Consider the following 15730-nt stretch of genomic DNA (forward strand, 5'->3'; position numbering starts at 1 on the left):
AATTCATGAGGTTGCTTGTCATGACGACCATCCCGCTGATCTCCTGCAGTGCCTGGGCACCGCCCGCACTGACGATGGCCGCCGCCCTGGTGCTGGGCCTGTCCCGGCTGGCGCCGCCACGCGTCTGGACGCTGTTCCGGTTGCTGTCCCTGCTGGCCTTGCTGTCGGCCTTGTTCAATCTGGTGGCGGGCCGCGCTGGCGCGCCCTGGCCGGGCGTATTGCACCCGACCACGCTGGGGCTGGTGCTGGCCCTGCTGGTGCAGGGACTGGGCACGGTGATCGGCAGCTTCTCCGCGCGCTATCTGCAAGGCGAGCAGGGGCAGCGTCAATATGCCGCCGCCCTGGCGCTGGTGCTCACGGCCGTGCACCTGCTGCTGCTGGCCGATCACTGGGTGGTGCTCATCGCCGCCTGGGCAGTGGTCGGCCTGGCCTTGCAGCGCTTGCTGTGTTTCTATCCGGACCGTCCGTTTGCACGGCTGGCCTCCTACAAGAAGAGCATTGCCGACCGTATCGCCGACTGCCTGCTGATCGCCGCCGCTGCACTGGCCTGGGTGAGCGTGGGCAGCGGCTCGTTCTCGGACTTGTGGCTGTACCTGGACCAGCACGGCATGTCGAGCGCCTTGCAGATGAGCGCACTGTGCCTGACCCTGGCGGTGATCCTGCGCACGGCTTTGCTGCCGGTGCACGGCTGGCTGATCCAGGTGATGGAGGCGCCCACCCCGGTGTCGGCCTTGCTGCATGCGGGCGTGGTCAACCTGGGCGGATTCGTGCTGGTGCGCTTTGCGCCCCTGCTGGAGCAGGCCGTCGCCGCGCGCGCCGTGCTGCTCATCGTCAGCGCCGGCACCGTTCTGTTGGCCGGGCTGGTGATGCTCACCCGCATCAGTATCAAGGTCAAGCTGGCCTGGTCGACCGTGGCGCAGATGGGATTCATGTTGCTGGAATGCGCGGCCGGCCTGTACCTGTTCGCTGCGTTGCACCTGATCGGTCACTCGCTCTACAAGGCGCATGCCTTTCTGTCGGCTTCCTCGGTGGTGCGGGAGACCCGCCTGTCGGCCCTTTACAGCGCCGCGACTCCGTCGGCCTGGAGCGTGATCCTGGCACCCGTGGTCAGTATCGCCCTGGTGCTGGGCCTGCACAGCTTGAGCCCGCATGCCGCCTGGCCGTGGTGGTGGAGCGGCATTCTCGGGCTGGCCTGGGCGCCGCTGCTGTGGTGCTCCACGGCCAAGGGCAGTGGCCGGGTGCGCGGCTGGCTGCTGGGCCTGCTGGGGGCCGCCGGGCTCACCCTGGCCGCGCTGCTGGCCCACCTGCTGCCGCTGCATATCAACGATTACCCGCGCGCCGTGTTTGGCGTGACGGCGCTGCTGGCGATGCTGGCCCTGTATGTCTGCATGGGTCTGATGCAACTGGCGCCGCAGGCCATGGCCGCCTGGCGCCGCCGCAGCTACGCCGGCTTCTATCTGGATGAAGCCTACACCCGGCTGGCCTTGCAACTCTGGCCCTCCAACTGGGCACCCAGCGCCCGCCGGGCCGCCACCGGGCAACAAATGAACAATCTTGCCAGCGATGGCCGTGGCCAGGGCTGAACCCGACTCACCGGAGAATCTGCATGAACCAATTTGTCCAACATCGCCAGCCGCAGGCCACCATGCCGGTCGCCGCCTGGAACGCTGAACTGGAGCAGCAGCTGCAGCAAGCCTGCCAGGATGCCTGCGGCGCCATCGCTCCGGCCTGGCCGCTGGATCGCGCCATTGCGGTCAATCCGCACTGGTCACGGGTCGGCATGCCGCTGCGCCAGGTGGCGGCGCGCATGGCGCTGCTGGGCGGCATCCAGGTGTTTCCGCCGAAGGATCAACTGCAGCAGGCCTGGGACCAGGGCCGTGTCACGCAGGCCGACCTGGAGTACGCGCTGGCGCAGTCCGTCGAGGCCCAGGAGCGTGGCTTCGACGTCGCCCACTGTCTTGCCGTACTGGCCTCGGCCAGCCCGGCGCCACGCCTGCCGCTGCTCATCGATGTGCTGGACAACGACCCCCAGCGTCATACTCGGCTCTCCTGGCGGCAGGCCATCACGCACCAGGTCAGCCAGACCTGCGCCGCCTATTTCGACCGCCACCAGGCCGACTGGCAGCCCGAGCGCGGCATGGGCCTGTACGCCTTCTGGCGCGAGACGCTGGAGCACGACCACGGTATCGGCCTGCTCATGGGCCTGCCGCATATTGCCGAGGGCATCCGTACCTTGCCTGCCTGTGCACGCGAGGCCGAACGGTGGGTCATGCGGCACATGGACCTGCCACCCGAGGTCTGGGCCGATTACCTGGAGTCGGTACTGCTGACTGTCAATGGCTGGGCCTCCTGGTGTGCCTACCTGGGCTGGCAGGCCAAACTGGAAGGCGGCAGCGACGAGCACCTGCGTGAGCTGCTGGCCATTCGCATGGCGTGGGGCGCCTTGCTGCTGGAGTGCAAGGATGATGAAGCCGCCAGCCACGCCTTCCATACCGTACAGCAGGCCTGGGCACGTTCGCAGGAACGGCTGGAGCAGGTTCGCCAGGATCTGCTGGTCGATGAACTGTGGCAGGTCGCGCTGGAGGCCGGCTACCAGCGCAAGCTGGCGGCCGCCTTGCTACAGCAGGATGCCGGCGGCACGCCCACGGTGGAGGTGCAGGCCGCCTTCTGCATCGACGTGCGCAGCGAACCCTTGCGGCGGGCACTGGAGGCCGTGCATCCGGGCATGCAGACGCTGGGCTTTGCCGGTTTCTTTGGCCTGCCGGTGGCCTATACGCCGCTGGCGACCGAGGCCAGTCGCCCGCAGTTGCCGGGCCTGCTGGCTCCGGCCTATCAGGTGCAGGATGTGTTCATGCCGGCCGCTGCAACCGCCGACGGCGGCGTGCTGGCCAGCGCCGTGGCACGGGCGCGGCGCAAGACGCTGGCCTTCAGAGAGCAGTGGTCGGGCAACACACGCTGGCCGGGTTCGGCGTTTTCGTTCGTGGAGGTGGCGGGTGTGACGGCGCTGGGCGGCTTGTGGCAATGGCTGCGACCGGGTCAGGCCGAGCGTGCGCGCGATGATCTGGCCGGGCTGCCGGCGCGGTATCGCGACCTGTGCCGGCCGCAACTGGTCGGCGTCCCGCTGGAAGACAAGGTGGCGCTGGCCGCCCGCGTCCTGCACGCCATGGGACTGGACCGCCAGGTGGCGCCGCTGGTCCTGCTGGTCGGACATGGCAGCCAGTCGGCCAACAACGCCCACGCGGCGGCGCTGGATTGCGGGGCCTGCTGTGGCCAGACCGGCGAAGTCAACGCGCGCACGCTGGCGCAACTGCTCAACGAGCACGACGTGCGACGCGGCCTGCTGGAGCGGCAGATCTTCCTGCCTGAAGAGAGCCATTTCCTGGCCGTCCTGCACAACACCACCACCGACGAAATCGAAGCCTTCGATCTGGACCTGCTGCCGACGGCCGCGCGGTCGCGCTGGCAAGCCCTGCAACCGGTGCTGGCCGAGGCCGGTGATCGTGTGCGCCGTGAACGTGCGCTGCGCCTGGGCATGGATCCGACCCAGGCCGCACCGGTCCTGCTCAAGCAATTGCGTCGCCGCGCCAATGACGGCGCCCAGACGCGTCCCGAGTGGGGCCTGACCGGCAACGCCGCCTTCCTGATCGCGCCGCGCGCGCGCAGCCGTGGCCTGGATCTGGGCGGACGCTGCTTCCTGCACGACTACGATGCCTGCCAGGATCACGACGGCAGCGTACTGGAGCTGCTGATGACCGCACCCATGCTGGTGACCCACTGGATCAACTGGCAGTACCACGCCTCCACCAGCGACCCGCTGCGCCTGGGAAGTGGCAACAAGCTGCTGCACAACGTGGTGGGCGGCACCATCGGCGTGTTCGAGGGCAATGGCGGAGATTTGCGCATCGGCCTGTCGCGTCAGTCCCTGCATGATGGTCAGCAGTGGATACATGAGCCGCTGCGCCTGACCGTGGTGATCGATGCCCCGGCCGAGGCCATCGACGCCATCGTCACCCGCCATGCCATCGTGCGGCAGTTGCTGGAGCACGGCTGGCTGCACCTCTGGCGCTTTGGCCAAGAGGGCCTGGAGCAGTGGCGGCGCGAGGGCTGGAAATCAATTGCTTTGTGAAACTTCTGGTATCGTTGGCGAGATGATGTAGCATGGATGCCGTTTTGCAATTCATGATTGCCGGAGAGAGAATGATTCCCATACTCCCAGCCTCCCAAGCCAACCCGGGAGAGGACGCTGCGCGCCGCTCCTGCGAGGGTTGCTCGGAGGAGGGCACGCTGGACATCGAATTCGAGTATGCCTATCAGCCCATCGTGCGCCTGTCCACGCGCTCGGTGTACGCATACGAAGCGCTGGTGCGCGGCCCCCAGGGGGAGCCCGCCCATACCGTACTGGCCCAGGTCAACGACGGCAATCGCTATCGTTTCGACCAGGCTTGCCGCACCAAGGCCGTGGAGGGGGCGGCGCAGCTGGGCATGACGCAGTTCCTGTCGATCAACTTCCTGCCCAATGCGGTCTATCGTCCGGAGGTCTGTATCCAGAGCACCTTCAAGGCGGCGCGCAAACATGATTTTCCGATCGAACGCATCATCTTCGAGGTGACCGAAGGCGAGCGGGTGGACGACCGTCCGCATCTGGTGAACATCTTCAAGGAATACAGCCGCTTCGGTTTTCGCACTGCCATCGACGATTTCGGTGCCGGTTATGCGGGCCTGAACCTGCTGGCCGAATACCAGCCCGATCTGATCAAGATCGACATGGACCTGGTCCGCAACATTGATACCGACAAGCCGCGCCAGGCCATCGTGGCCGGCATTGCCGCCATCTGTCGTGAGCTCGGCATCGAGATCCTGGCCGAGGGCGTGGAGACCCGTGCCGAACGAGATCATCTGGCGGCACTGGGAATCGACCTGATGCAGGGGTACTGGTTTGCCAGACCGGCGTTCCAGTCGCTGGGGATCGTGCCTGAGACGGCCTGGGAATGACTTCTCCAGACAGGCGCCGGCGGTACTGAAGCAAAACGGCCTCCCATGTGGGAGGCCGTTTTTTCTCTTAGTCGGGGAATCGCACCAGTCGCTTGGCGTCCTTGGGTGTCTGGTATTGCGCGACATTCATCTGCATGGCCAGCAGCGTGTAGTAGGCATTGATGCCGGTGAGATCGACCACGCCTTTTTTGCCGAAGCGTTTTTCGGCGCGGGCAAAGGTCTGGTCGGAAACACGCTTGTTGCGATGCAGTTCGAGCGAAAAGTCATAGACGATCTGCTCATCCTCGCTCAGGCCTTCCGGACGGCGGCCGTCGGCGATGGCGGCGGCCACTTCCGGCTTGATACCGGCCTTGATGGCGATGGGATAGTGCACGTACCACTCGTAATCCTGGGTCCATTCGCGCGCCGTGATCAGAATCACCAGCTCGCTGAGGGTGTTGCCGATGGCCGACTTGTAACGCAGATAGTCGCCCATGGAGCGCGCCTCTGTCATCACCTGGGGACTGTGCATCAGGGGTTCGAAGGGGCCGAACACAGGCACCTTGCGCGCAGCGAGGAATTCATCGGCGGCTTTTTTCTGTTCCGGTGTGTACTGGTCGGGCGGAATCACCGGCAGGCGGTCCGCAGCCTGGGCTACGGCGGCCGACAACAAGGTGGAGGCAAGGGCAATGCGCAGGAATCGGTTCATGAAGGTCTCTGTCTCTGAATATTGATCTGTTTATGGGTGCCGTCGATGGCGCTGGCGGCCATGGATGCGGCGGTCCCAGCATAGGCGAGCTTGCACGGAATGTCTTGCCAACTCTTCATTTGAGAGTACGCGAGTGTGAATGTCATACAACATCGGCAGGCGCTTGCCGATTTCACTCCCATCATCAGGCAGGGGAGAGTCGATGGTGTTGGCCGTGCGGCGCGGCTACAATCTCTGCCCGGCAAACAAGCAATGAGACCCTCTCGATGAAAAACCACGCCGTACTCCCGTGGCTGGCCCTGCTGCTGGCGCTGGGTGGCTGCGCCACCGAAGCCTATCGCGCCACGGAGAGCCAGTGCGCTCCGGCGGCCTATGCGCAGTACCCGATCATCCAGCAGACCCGTATGGAGATGCGGACCCGCGCCATCCAGGTGCCGACCGGACAGACCCGCTGCAGCTCGGTGGTCAACGGCAATCGCACCGATACGGTATGCCAGGACATCCTGCGCACCGAGTATCAGCAATATCCTGTCTACGTGACAGTCGACATCAATGAATATGGCCGCAACCAGGTCATTGCCGCCTGCGCGCGCAGCCAGTGCGTCAAGACGCACGGCAATCCGGACTGCGAGTAAGTCTTTCCGTGCGTCTTGCGTTGACGCGGGCTGATCCTATGGCAGGTCAGCCTCATCTGCTGTGCCCAATGTGGCGGGCTGCTCCGGCAGCAGGCGTTCCAGCATGGCGCGGTGGTAGGGGTCTTGCGATTCCACATAGCGTGCCGCCGAATGAATGTTTTTCCATCCCACGTACTCCATGAGGGCGCGCATCTCCCAGCCGTTGGCGCTGGCCCAGCTGGCAAAGCCGCGGCGCAGTGAGTGCGAGCTGTAGAGATGGGTATCGTCAATGCCGGCCGAACTCAGGATCCGCCGCAATAGCGGAATGATGCTCACCGCATGGATCGCCTCTTCGCTGATGCGGCCCCAGCGATCGATGCCGCGGATCACCGGCCCGCTGCTCAGGCCGCTGACTGCCAGCCAGTCCAGATAGGCCGCCACCGGACACAGCCGCGAGAGCGCCGGCGTCTTGTAGGTGCTGCCCTTGAGATTGCGGTCGGTCTTGGTGCGCGGCAGGTGGATGCGCATGCCTTCGCCTGCCACGGCCTCGATGCGGGCAATATCCAGGCGCGCCAGTTCGTCGCTGCGAAAGCCCCGCCAGAATCCGATCAGCAGCAGGGCCTTGTCCCGCGTATGGCGCAGCAGATCGGTGAAACGAGACTGCTGGCGAGCCAGTTCGCGTTGCTGGTCGAGATAGGTCACGGTTTGTTCCAGGGCGGCCAGTTGCAAGGGCTTGGCCCGCTTTTCCTGCGTCGGGTGCAGCTCCTGGATGCCGCGCAGCATCTTGCGCACCACGGGCGCCTTGGTCGGATCGGGAAATCCCTGGTCTACATGCCACTGCCCCAGCGCCGAGATCCTCTGCTTGAGGGTGTTGTGCGCCAGTTTTCCGGCGTGGTGGGCCAGATAACGCAAGAGACTGTCGGCCGTGGCCGGCAGGAAGCCTCCCCATTCGACTTCGAAGTGACGCACGGCGGCGCGATAGCTGCGGCGCGTGTTGTCACGGGTGGCAGCGTGCAGGTAGTCGTCGATATCGATCATGACAAGGGCGCAATGAACGGGCATTACAGCCCGATGGGAGGATCTCGGGCGATTTTAGCCGATAAGATTGAATAATGATCCAATATTCAATCTTAATATTGAAAAGATAATCCAGGAAAAATCCTTGAATATATTATGTAATTACGTATTATGTAATACATTATCAAATAACGGATTGAAACCATGGCGCGCACCGGCCTCTACAAATCGGAAGTGAAGAAAGCCCGTGATGCCTTGCTGGCACTAGGCCGTCATCCATCGGTGGATGCGGTGCGGGTGGAACTGGGCAATACCGGTTCCAAGACGACCATCCACAAATATCTGAAAGAACTGGAAGAAGAAGAGGGCGGCCAGGACCGGCCGCGCAGCATTAGCGACACCTTGCAGGATCTGGTCGGTCGCCTGGCGGCCCAGTTGCAGGCCGAAGCCGCGATCCAGGTACAGACCGTGCGCGCCGACGCCGAGGCGGCAACGACGCGGATGCGCCAGGAGCTGGAGACGCTGCGTGCGGCCCATGCCGAGCAGGGGTTGCATCTGGGCCAGACGCAACAGGCCCTCATTGCCGAGCGCGCCGCGCATGACAAGACCCGTGAGGAGCGCCAGGAACAGGCTGCCGTTGTCCGCACGCTGGAGGTCCGTCTGGCCGCCTTGCAGGAACGTCTGGACGAGAACGAACAGCATCGCCAGTCGCTGGAAGAAAAGCACCAGCACGCACGCCAGGCCCTGGAGCACTACCGCAGTGCGGCCAGGGAGCAGCGCGAGCAGGATCAGCGGCGCCACGAACAACAACTCCAGAGCCTGCAGGCCGAGTTGCGCCAGTTGCGTCAGGAAGCGGTGATTCGCCAGGAGGATATCACCCGCCTGAACCAGGAAGGCGTGCGCCTGATCGCCGAGTTGTCGCACAGCCGCCAGGCGCTGGCTGAGCAGCTCACGCTGGCAACGCGTCGGGAGCAGCAGCTGGACTCGCTGCAACAGGTCGCCTCGGCCAAACTCGTGCTCGAGGCGCAACTGGCTGCCAGCAACGAGGCCTTCAAGCAGTTGCAATCCCGCGCAAGCAAGGCCGAGGAAGAGGCCGCCTGCATGCGTCAGCAATGGCAGCAAGGGGAGCGCGATCTGGCGGCGGCACGCGCGCGGCTGGAAACGCATGAAGCGTTGCAGCAGCAGTGGCGCAACCAGAGCGCCAGCGAGCCAGAGATAGATCAGTGAACGGATTTCACGATCAAGCCCGCCGAGACCATCATGCAGACGACCGAAAACGCCAGCTTCAGGTGGGCAGGATGCCAGCGTACCGCAAGCCTTCCTCCGAGCAACATGCCCGCGATCGCTCCGGCAGAAAATGGCAGGCCAATGCCCATGTCGAAGTGACCACTGACCATGCTGGTGCCGACGCTGACCAGTGAAATCAACGCAATGACCGCCAGCGAAGTCGAGATGACGGACTGCATGGCGAGGTCGGTCACGCGCTGCAAGGCCGGTACGATGACGAACCCGCCCCCCACGCCGAGCAGACCCGAGAGCACGCCCGCCACGCCACCCATGACGGCCAGACGACTGGCACAACGGGGTGTCCAGACGAAGCGCCCGCTCTTGTCACGCAGGCAGGGGCAGTCATCCGATACGGTGGCCGCGGCTGTCTTGCTGCGCCGGGCATCCCGCATGCCCTTGATGGCTACCCACACCATGACCAGGGCGAACAGCAGCGTCAGGTAGCGCGTATCGAGCTGATGCGCCAGCCACGTTCCCAGCGGCGTGAGGACGATGCCGACGGCAGCGATCAGCGCGGCAGCCCGATAGCGCACGATGCCGGCCCGCAAACCGATCACCGCCCCCATGGCCGAAGCCATGCCTACGGCCAGCAAGCCGATGGGACCGGCCTGCGGCACGCTCAGATGCAGGCCGAACACCAGCAGCGGAATGGCCAGGATACCGCCACCGGCGCCGGTGAGGCCCATGATGCAGCCCACCAAGGCACCCAGTAACAGGCTCATGCTCATCTCTGTCTCCTCAACCGACCATTTCGGGTTGCGCCAGCCACTCGTGTCCCTTGAGCATGCCCTCCCAGTACAGCGGCGGCAGAATGCGCTCCTTGAGCAGCCAGGCCAGCCGCGATGGCCGCGTGCCATCCAGCATCCACGCCGGGAAACTGGGCGCCAGCTTGCCACCATAGTTGAATTCGGCCAGAACGATCTTGCCGCGCTCCACGGTCAAGGGACAAGATCCATAACCGTTGTAGCGGGCCTGAACGGATTGACGGCCCAGGTTGTGGAGCACATTGTGGGCGACCACGGGTGCCTGTTTGCGGGCCGCGGCAGCGGTCTTGGCGTTGGGCGAGTTGGCCGCATCGCCGAGTCCGAAGATGTTGGAAAAGCGCTTGTGCTGCAAGGTCGACTGATCAACATCGATCCACCCGGCCGGATCGGCCAGAGGACTGCTGCGGATGAAGTCCGGTGCCGTCTGCGGCGGCACCACGTGGATCATGTCAAAGGGCACTTCCACTTTCTGCGAGCTACCATCGGGGGAGCTGACGGCAAAGGTGGCGATCTTGCGTCCGCCATCGATGGCGGTCAGGGTCTGTCCGAAGTTGAGATCGATGCCATAGGCTTGCACATACTCCATCAAGGCTGGCACGTACTCGGCCACGCCGAAGAGCACGGCACCGGCCGAGCGGAACTGCACATTCGACTTCTCCAGTACACCGGCGTGTCGCCACGCATCACAAGAGAGATACATGGCCTTTTGCGGGGCCCCGGCGCATTTGATGGGCATGGGCGGCTGGGTGAAAACGGCATTCCCCCCTTTGAAGCGCTCCACCAGCTCCCAGGTATAGGGCGCCAGGTCATAGCGATAATTGGAAGTCACGCCATTGCGACCCAGGGTGTCGGTAAGACCTTCGATGCCGTCCCAGTTCAGTTTCAGGCCGGGGCAGACCACCAGTTGTTCATACTTCACCACGCGACATCCTTCCAGCAGCACCGCATTGCGCTCCGGCTCAAAGCCGGCCACGGCCGACTTGATCCAGCGTACCCCGCGCGGGATGAGTGATCCCATCACCCGGGCCGTCTGCGCGGGTGTGAATACGCCGCCGCCCACCAAAGTCCAGCCGGGCTGGTAATAGTGCACATCGGCCGGATCGATGATGACGATATCCAGCCCAGGCTGGCGCGCCAGCAGGCTCGACGCCACCGAGATCCCGGCAGCACCGCCACCGACGATGACCACCTTGTGCGTCGAGTCGGCCACATCGAATGGCGTGGCATTGCTCTGGTTGATTCTGCGCACCAGCGCGCTCAGGTCGTAACCTGCTTGCTCGGCGCGGCTCAATATTTCTCCCGTGGGCATACGGCCGGCACGTGAAAGCCCCCACAGCGTGGTACTGCGCATGCCGCTGCGGCAATAGGCCAGCACGGGCTTGGGCAGATCCTCGAGAAGACGGTCGAATTCGTCAGCCTGGGTATCGGCCACCTGACCCGGGATCACCGGCAGATAGCGAGCCTCGATGCCGGCAGCCTGTGCTTGTTGCTCGACCTCTCTGAAACTGGGCTGGTCGCCGGCTTCCCCGTCCGGACGATTGCAGATGATGGATTTGAAGCCGGCCGCAGCGATCTCTGCCATATCGGCAGGCATGACCTGGGCCGAGACGGACAGGTTGGCCGTCAGTTGCTTGATGTTCATGGAATGTCTCCTCGATGGATGTATCCCTGGCGGCGACGCCCCGGCGTCGACCAGCAAGGGGAGGGGGATCAGCGATCCCGGGTAGCGCAACTGCTGATGCCCAGTAGCGGATATAGCGGACAGAAGCGCAGCAGGCCGGTCCCTATCGGGATCAGGCCCAGCCAGCCCCACCATCCCACGGTGCCGGTAGCCGCAAGGATGACCAGCACGAGGCCGACGATGATTCTCAAGATGCGGTCGATACCGCCTACATTGCATTTCACGATGACTCCTCAGGGTTGGGGATCAGACTGCGTCCAGCGGGATCTTCAGATAGCGCACGCCATTGGCCTCGGCCGGTGGCAATTGGCCGGCACGCATATTGACTTGCACCGACGGCAGCAGCAGCACCGGCATGGCCAGAGTGGCGTCACGGGCGCTGCGCATGGCCACGAATTCCTCTTCGCTGATGCCATCGCGGACGTGAATGTTGTTGCTGCGCTCTTCGGCCACGGTGGTGACGAATTGAAGCTGCCGGCCGTTGGGCTGGTAGTCGTGGCACAGATAGATGCGGGTATGCGGCGGCAGGCTCAGGACCTTGTTGATGGAATGGAAGAGCGTGCGGGCATTCCCGCCGGGGAAATCGCAGCGCGCGGTCCCGTAGTCGGGCATGAACAGGGTATCGCCGACGAAGGCGGCGATCTGGTCGCCTTCCTCCACGACATAGGTAATACAGGCCGGAGTGTGGCCGGGCGTGTGCATGACACGCGCCTGCAAGGTCCCGATCTGGAAATGCTCGCCGTCGGCGAAGAGGTGATCGAACTGGCTGCCATCGTGCGCAAATTCACTGCCGGCATTGAAAAGCGCCCCGAATACGTCTTGCACCTGGCGGATATGTTCACCGATGGCGATACGTCCGCCCAGCTTGCGCTTGAGATAGGGCGCTGCCGACAGATGATCGGCATGGGCATGGGTTTCCAGGATCCATTGCACCGAGGCATCGAGTTCCTGCACGCGCCGGATCAGGTGATCGGCGCTGCTGGTGGAAGTGCGTCCGGATTTGGGATCGTAGTCCAGCACGCTGTCGAGCAGCGCGCATTGCCGGGTCGCGCGATCCAGTACGAGATAGCTCACGGTACTGGTGGCAGGGTCGAAATGGCCTTCAATATGCAGGTTGTCCATGTTGTCCTCCTCTGATTGTCAGATATTTTCTTCATATCAAAATCTGTGCCAATGCGATGCCTTCATTCAAGTTGTTGATTTATTTGAATAAATTTCTCTTCGGGCGCAATGAGTGCTTCCCCCGGCTGCCAGTGACACTGCCAACTGGCAGTGACATACTGCCAATTGGCAGTGCCGAAGGCAGTCCGAATGGCAGTGGCAGTGACAGGGTGAGTGGGTCATGAGAGGGCTATGCGCCTGGATTTTTATGGAAGAAAGCGAGAGCGTCGTGTCGTCATTACCGGATGTATTGCAACCGTTCGAAGTACAGGCCCTGATTTCCTATCTGGACCACGAGCCGACACCGATGATCGTGATGAACACCGATTACGAGATTCTGGCGGCCAATACGGCTTACCGGCGCCAGTTCGCCACGGCGGGCAGGGCGCCGATCGGTCAGAAGTGCTATGCCATGTCTCATCATTACCAGGTGCCTTGCGACCAGGCTGGAGAGCACTGTCCTTTGCAGAGTGCTCTGGTGACCAAGGGACCGGATCGGGTGCTGCACATCCATCACACTCCGCGCGGGCCGGAGCATGTGGATGTGGAGTTGCGGCCGATCATCGATCAGCAGCATCGCGTGGTGGGTTTCGTCGAGCGCTTGCAGACTGTGCGCCATGCCTCGGTGCAGGCCAGTCGGCAGGGGCTGGTTGGCAAGGCACCGGCCTTCAATCGTGCGCTGGGCGAGTTGCAGCGCGTGGCCATGTCGGACTTGCCGGTCCTGCTGCTGGGGGAGTCTGGCAGCGGCAAGGAACTGTTTGCACGCGCGGTACACGAGGCCAGTCCGCGGGCGCGCGGTCCTTTCGTGGTCGTGGATTGCTCGGGATTGACCGAGAGCCTGTTCGAAAGTGAACTGTTTGGCTACGAAAAGGGGGCCTTCACCGGGGCCCACGTTCGCAAGGCGGGGCTGGTGGAAACGGCCAAGGGCGGCACCTTGTTCCTGGACGAGATCGGCGACGTGCCATTGGGAATGCAGGTCAAGCTGCTGCGGCTGATCGAATCGGCCACCTTTCGGCGTGTCGGTGCGGTCGATACGCAGCAGGCCGAATTCCGCCTGGTGGCGGCCACGCACAAGCCCTTGCAGCAAATGGTCGCCAAGGGCGAGTTCCGCCAGGATCTGTATTACCGTATCAGCGCCTTTCCCATCCATTTGCCGCCGTTACGGGAACGGCGCGACGACATACCCTTGCTGGTCGAATCATTGCTTCAGCGCGGCGCCGGGGTCGGAAGCAAACCGCTGCAAACCTCGCCGGAGGCCATGGCGCAATTGATGCACCACGACTGGCCGGGCAATATCCGCGAACTTCGCAACGTGATTGAGCGTGCGAGGCTGTTTGCCGATGACGGGGTGATCAAGAGTGAGCATCTGGCGTTGGAGCTTTTCCAGCCGACACGTTCGCCCGGAATGGACAAGCCTGTGTCCGAAGTAGCTGATTTGATGGAGATGGCGCGCCAGTTCAAGGGGAGTCGCAAGGAACTGGCGGCCAGCCTGGGGATGAGTGAACGTACGCTGTACAGGCGGATGAAGTCGACCGGGTCTGATCGCGGTTAGGGCCTGTTTGCTCATGCAGCGCTGAACGATCAATGCTGAGCCACGCGATCATGCGTATGCGGGTAATGCGTATTTCGCTTCTCTGCGACAATATGTCGCAGGCGCAGCGCTCTGGTCGTGGCAAACTTGTGGCCCGCGAAGATGTACGCGCTGACCCGGGTTCCCTCACTTTTCATGGCTCAAGTGGTCAGCCCGGCTCAGGGTTCGTGCACTTCCTCAACTGATGCCCTAGTGGAATTGACGATCATGAAAAATATCAAACGCCTCCTGTCATTGGTAGTTCTGTCCAGCCTGTTCCTGGCGCCATCCGTCTGGGCGCATGCCCACCTGAAGACGACCATCCCCGCCGACAAGGCGGTAGTGACATCACCAGCAGAGCTGACCCTCAACTTCTCCGAAGGCTTGAATCTGAAGTTTAGCGGCCTCAAGCTCTCCGGTCCGGACCAGAAGGAAGTCCACCTGGGCCAAGTCACGCTCATGGACGAAGGAAAGTCTCTCATGGTCGGGATTCCAGCACGGCTGACGCCGGGCACCTACACCGTGCAATGGCATGCCTTGTCCGTGGATGGACACAAAACCGAGGGTGCGTACAGCTTCTCCGTGACACCTTGATTTCATCAACGCTTTTGTTGGGCCTGTGCCGCCTGTCTGTCGATGGTGCGGCACTGTTCCTGTGGGGAGCGAGCCTGACGCTGCTGGTGCTGGTGGCCGAGCCGCTCAGGAGCCATCTGTGGCAACGCCTGGCCGGATGGCGACGCTTTTTGTATGGACTCCTGTTCATCGCCGTCCTTTCAAGTTTGCCGCTGCAAGCCAGTATTCTGGGGGACGGCTGGGCTGATGCCTGGCGCTTCGACACGCTCGCTGCGGTCGCCAATGGCACCTCGATCGGTACGGCATGGTGGTTCCAGTTATTAGCCGTTTCCCTGCTGTTGCTCAGCGTGACGCAAACGGATCGCATGCGCTTGCTGGCATGTCTCGGGGGCAGCGGTATCGTACTCGCGAGTCTGGCGCTGACCGGACATGCCGTCATGAATGAGGGAGGGGAGGGACTGCTGCATCAGGCCAATGACCTTCTCCACGTTTGGAGCGTAGGGGCATGGATGGGGGCCCTGCCGATCGTCTTGCTGATCCTTTCAGGGCAATATCGCTGCGCGTATCCTGAGCTGGTCAGCGCGATTCTGCGGCGCTTTTCAAATGTCGGTCACGCAGTGGTTGCGTTGGTTTTGCTGACAGGCTTGGTCAATACGATCCTGATTCTTGGAAGGCTGCCGTTGGACTTCCATTTTCGCTATCAAGCGTTGCTGACCATCAAGATCATGGTGGCGGGCTTCATGGTGGCGATTGCTGTATTCAACAGGTATGTACTGGTGCCGGCGATGCGTCAACAGCGCAATGCGCTGCATCGGATACGCCTTCTGACCATGGCGGAAATCTTGCTGTCCTGTTTTGCGCTGGTGTTGCTGGCTTGGCTGGGAATGTTGCAACCGAATTGAAAACGCTGCCATGTGGGCGGTTCAAGACGAACTCCGGATCGACCTGTGCGCTGCGCTGATCCGCCGCTGCCGCGGCTGGCGTCGGTACCGCCGGCGCGGTATCCCGATCCATCGCGCTTTGCCAGATTCTCCCGCGTTGCGCCACTACGGAGCGCACAACGTCAATTTCCTGACTGCGGCAAATTGACGCAACCAGATCGATGCAGTGTCATCAGCTAGAAAAGCAGGCTTATCATAAGCGGCCCTCAACGTGACTTTGTCTGCTGTTTCCGGACCTCCGAACATGAGTTTGAGTAAACGCCTTCATCGACTGATCGCATGGCTTGCGCTATGCGTGATGCTCTTTGTCGCTGCCGCTCCAAGCATTTCGCGGGCGCTGGCCTCCAATAGCCAGATCAGCTGGATGGAGGTTTGCAGTGCCACCGGCAGCTCGTTATGAGCAGAAATATCGACCGAAATAGCACATGAACAAGCTGAAGTC

15 protein-coding genes are annotated in these 15730 nt (G+C 62.9%); 9 read left to right on the forward strand and 6 right to left on the reverse strand.

The features are described from left to right. The first annotated feature begins 20 nt into the window (after positions 1-20). From GWL_RS08340 to GWL_RS08350, 3 genes are all read left to right on the forward strand, one after another. Complete coding sequence (locus GWL_RS08340) at positions 21-1583, forward strand: NADH-quinone oxidoreductase subunit L (protein WP_034350302.1); 1563 nt, start codon at positions 21-23, stop codon at positions 1581-1583. 62 nt (positions 1584-1645) lie between these two features. Beyond that, positions 1646-4126: a YbcC family protein gene (locus GWL_RS08345; protein ID WP_237713562.1), complete on the forward strand. Its 2481-nt coding sequence runs from the start codon at positions 1646-1648 to the stop codon at positions 4124-4126. Positions 4127-4197: 71 nt separating this feature from the next. Then, positions 4198-4992 (forward strand): EAL domain-containing protein, encoded by a 795-nt coding sequence (locus tag GWL_RS08350; RefSeq protein ID WP_050978075.1) that lies wholly within the window; start codon positions 4198-4200, stop codon positions 4990-4992. A gap of 67 nt (positions 4993-5059) precedes the next feature. Here GWL_RS08350 and GWL_RS08355 read toward each other — a convergent pair whose 3' ends face one another. Further along, positions 5060-5680: a carboxymuconolactone decarboxylase family protein gene (locus GWL_RS08355; RefSeq protein ID WP_008328726.1), complete on the reverse strand. Its 621-nt coding sequence runs from the start codon at positions 5678-5680 to the stop codon at positions 5060-5062. Between the two features lie 266 nt (positions 5681-5946). Here GWL_RS08355 and GWL_RS08360 point away from each other — a divergent pair, with 266 nt between their 5' ends. Continuing rightward, on the forward strand, positions 5947-6315 hold the full coding sequence (locus tag GWL_RS08360; RefSeq protein ID WP_008328727.1) for a hypothetical protein: 369 nt from the start codon (positions 5947-5949) through the stop codon (positions 6313-6315). A 36-nt stretch (positions 6316-6351) separates the two neighbouring features. Here the strand turns inward: GWL_RS08360 and GWL_RS08365 are convergent, their stop codons facing one another. Continuing rightward, the gene (locus GWL_RS08365; protein WP_008328729.1) at positions 6352-7332 is read right to left on the reverse strand and encodes a site-specific integrase; all 981 of its coding nucleotides are present in this window, start codon (positions 7330-7332) and stop codon (positions 6352-6354) included. Between the two features lie 183 nt (positions 7333-7515). Here GWL_RS08365 and GWL_RS08370 point away from each other — a divergent pair, with 183 nt between their 5' ends. Then, positions 7516-8538 carry a DNA-binding protein gene (locus tag GWL_RS08370; RefSeq protein ID WP_008328731.1) on the forward strand — a complete coding sequence of 341 codons (1023 nt, stop codon included), beginning with the start codon at positions 7516-7518 and terminating at the stop codon, positions 8536-8538. Here GWL_RS08370 and GWL_RS08375 read toward each other — a convergent pair. The 4 genes from GWL_RS08375 to GWL_RS08390 form a co-directional block, all read right to left on the reverse strand. Further along, the gene (locus GWL_RS08375) at positions 8532-9326 is read right to left on the reverse strand and encodes a sulfite exporter TauE/SafE family protein (protein ID WP_008328733.1); all 795 of its coding nucleotides are present in this window, start codon (positions 9324-9326) and stop codon (positions 8532-8534) included. The two genes, GWL_RS08370 and GWL_RS08375, sit on opposite strands and share 7 nt — an antisense overlap. Positions 9327-9336: 10 nt before the next feature. Then, positions 9337-11004 carry a bifunctional protein tyrosine phosphatase family protein/NAD(P)/FAD-dependent oxidoreductase gene (locus GWL_RS08380; protein WP_008328735.1) on the reverse strand — a complete coding sequence of 556 codons (1668 nt, stop codon included), beginning with the start codon at positions 11002-11004 and terminating at the stop codon, positions 9337-9339. Positions 11005-11072: 68 nt separating this feature from the next. Beyond that, positions 11073-11267 (reverse strand): DUF2892 domain-containing protein, encoded by a 195-nt coding sequence (locus GWL_RS08385; RefSeq protein WP_008328737.1) that lies wholly within the window; start codon positions 11265-11267, stop codon positions 11073-11075. A gap of 22 nt (positions 11268-11289) precedes the next feature. Then, a complete protein-coding gene (locus GWL_RS08390) occupies positions 11290-12165 on the reverse strand; it encodes an MBL fold metallo-hydrolase (protein ID WP_008328738.1) in 876 nt (291 codons plus the stop codon). 247 nt (positions 12166-12412) lie between these two features. Here GWL_RS08390 and GWL_RS08395 point away from each other — a divergent pair, with 247 nt between their 5' ends. The 4 genes from GWL_RS08395 to GWL_RS24100 all read left to right on the forward strand — a co-directional run bounded on the left by GWL_RS08395 (position 12413) and on the right by GWL_RS24100 (position 15688). Beyond that, positions 12413-13756 (forward strand): sigma-54-dependent Fis family transcriptional regulator, encoded by a 1344-nt coding sequence (locus GWL_RS08395; protein WP_008328739.1) that lies wholly within the window; start codon positions 12413-12415, stop codon positions 13754-13756. 246 nt (positions 13757-14002) lie between these two features. Further along, positions 14003-14368, forward strand: a complete 366-nt coding sequence (gene copC / locus GWL_RS08400) for a copper homeostasis periplasmic binding protein CopC (protein WP_034350606.1) — start codon at positions 14003-14005, stop codon at positions 14366-14368. Further along, positions 14365-15249 (forward strand): copper homeostasis membrane protein CopD, encoded by an 885-nt coding sequence (gene copD, locus GWL_RS08405; RefSeq protein ID WP_034350305.1) that lies wholly within the window; start codon positions 14365-14367, stop codon positions 15247-15249. The genes copC and copD overlap by 4 nt, the downstream gene beginning before the upstream one ends. Positions 15250-15532: 283 nt before the next feature. Next, on the forward strand, positions 15533-15688 hold the full coding sequence (locus GWL_RS24100) for a DUF2946 family protein (RefSeq protein WP_157174209.1): 156 nt from the start codon (positions 15533-15535) through the stop codon (positions 15686-15688). Positions 15689-15730 lie beyond the last annotated feature (42 nt).

Origin of the sequence: Herbaspirillum sp. GW103 (genome assembly GCF_000261365.1) — a bacterium.
GTDB lineage: Bacteria > Pseudomonadota > Gammaproteobacteria > Burkholderiales > Burkholderiaceae_D > Herbaspirillum.

Excerpts from the sequence above, each read along its gene's own strand:
- GWL_RS08340 (WP_034350302.1), top strand. The coding sequence starts at position 21 with ATGACGACCATCCCGCTGATCTCCTGCAGTGCCTGGGCACCGCCCGCA.
- GWL_RS08345 (WP_237713562.1), top strand. The coding sequence starts at position 1,646 with ATGCCGGTCGCCGCCTGGAACGCTGAACTGGAGCAGCAGCTGCAGCAA.
- GWL_RS08350 (WP_050978075.1), top strand. The coding sequence starts at position 4,198 with ATGATTCCCATACTCCCAGCCTCCCAAGCCAACCCGGGAGAGGACGCT.
- GWL_RS08355 (WP_008328726.1), bottom strand. The coding sequence starts at position 5,680 with ATGAACCGATTCCTGCGCATTGCCCTTGCCTCCACCTTGTTGTCGGCC.
- GWL_RS08360 (WP_008328727.1), top strand. The coding sequence starts at position 5,947 with ATGAAAAACCACGCCGTACTCCCGTGGCTGGCCCTGCTGCTGGCGCTG.
- GWL_RS08365 (WP_008328729.1), bottom strand. The coding sequence starts at position 7,332 with ATGATCGATATCGACGACTACCTGCACGCTGCCACCCGTGACAACACG.
- GWL_RS08370 (WP_008328731.1), top strand. The coding sequence starts at position 7,516 with ATGGCGCGCACCGGCCTCTACAAATCGGAAGTGAAGAAAGCCCGTGAT.
- GWL_RS08375 (WP_008328733.1), bottom strand. The coding sequence starts at position 9,326 with ATGAGCATGAGCCTGTTACTGGGTGCCTTGGTGGGCTGCATCATGGGC.
- GWL_RS08380 (WP_008328735.1), bottom strand. The coding sequence starts at position 11,004 with ATGAACATCAAGCAACTGACGGCCAACCTGTCCGTCTCGGCCCAGGTC.
- GWL_RS08390 (WP_008328738.1), bottom strand. The coding sequence starts at position 12,165 with ATGGACAACCTGCATATTGAAGGCCATTTCGACCCTGCCACCAGTACC.
- GWL_RS08395 (WP_008328739.1), top strand. The coding sequence starts at position 12,413 with ATGGAAGAAAGCGAGAGCGTCGTGTCGTCATTACCGGATGTATTGCAA.
- copC (WP_034350606.1), top strand. The coding sequence starts at position 14,003 with ATGAAAAATATCAAACGCCTCCTGTCATTGGTAGTTCTGTCCAGCCTG.
- GWL_RS24100 (WP_157174209.1), top strand. The coding sequence starts at position 15,533 with ATGAGTTTGAGTAAACGCCTTCATCGACTGATCGCATGGCTTGCGCTA.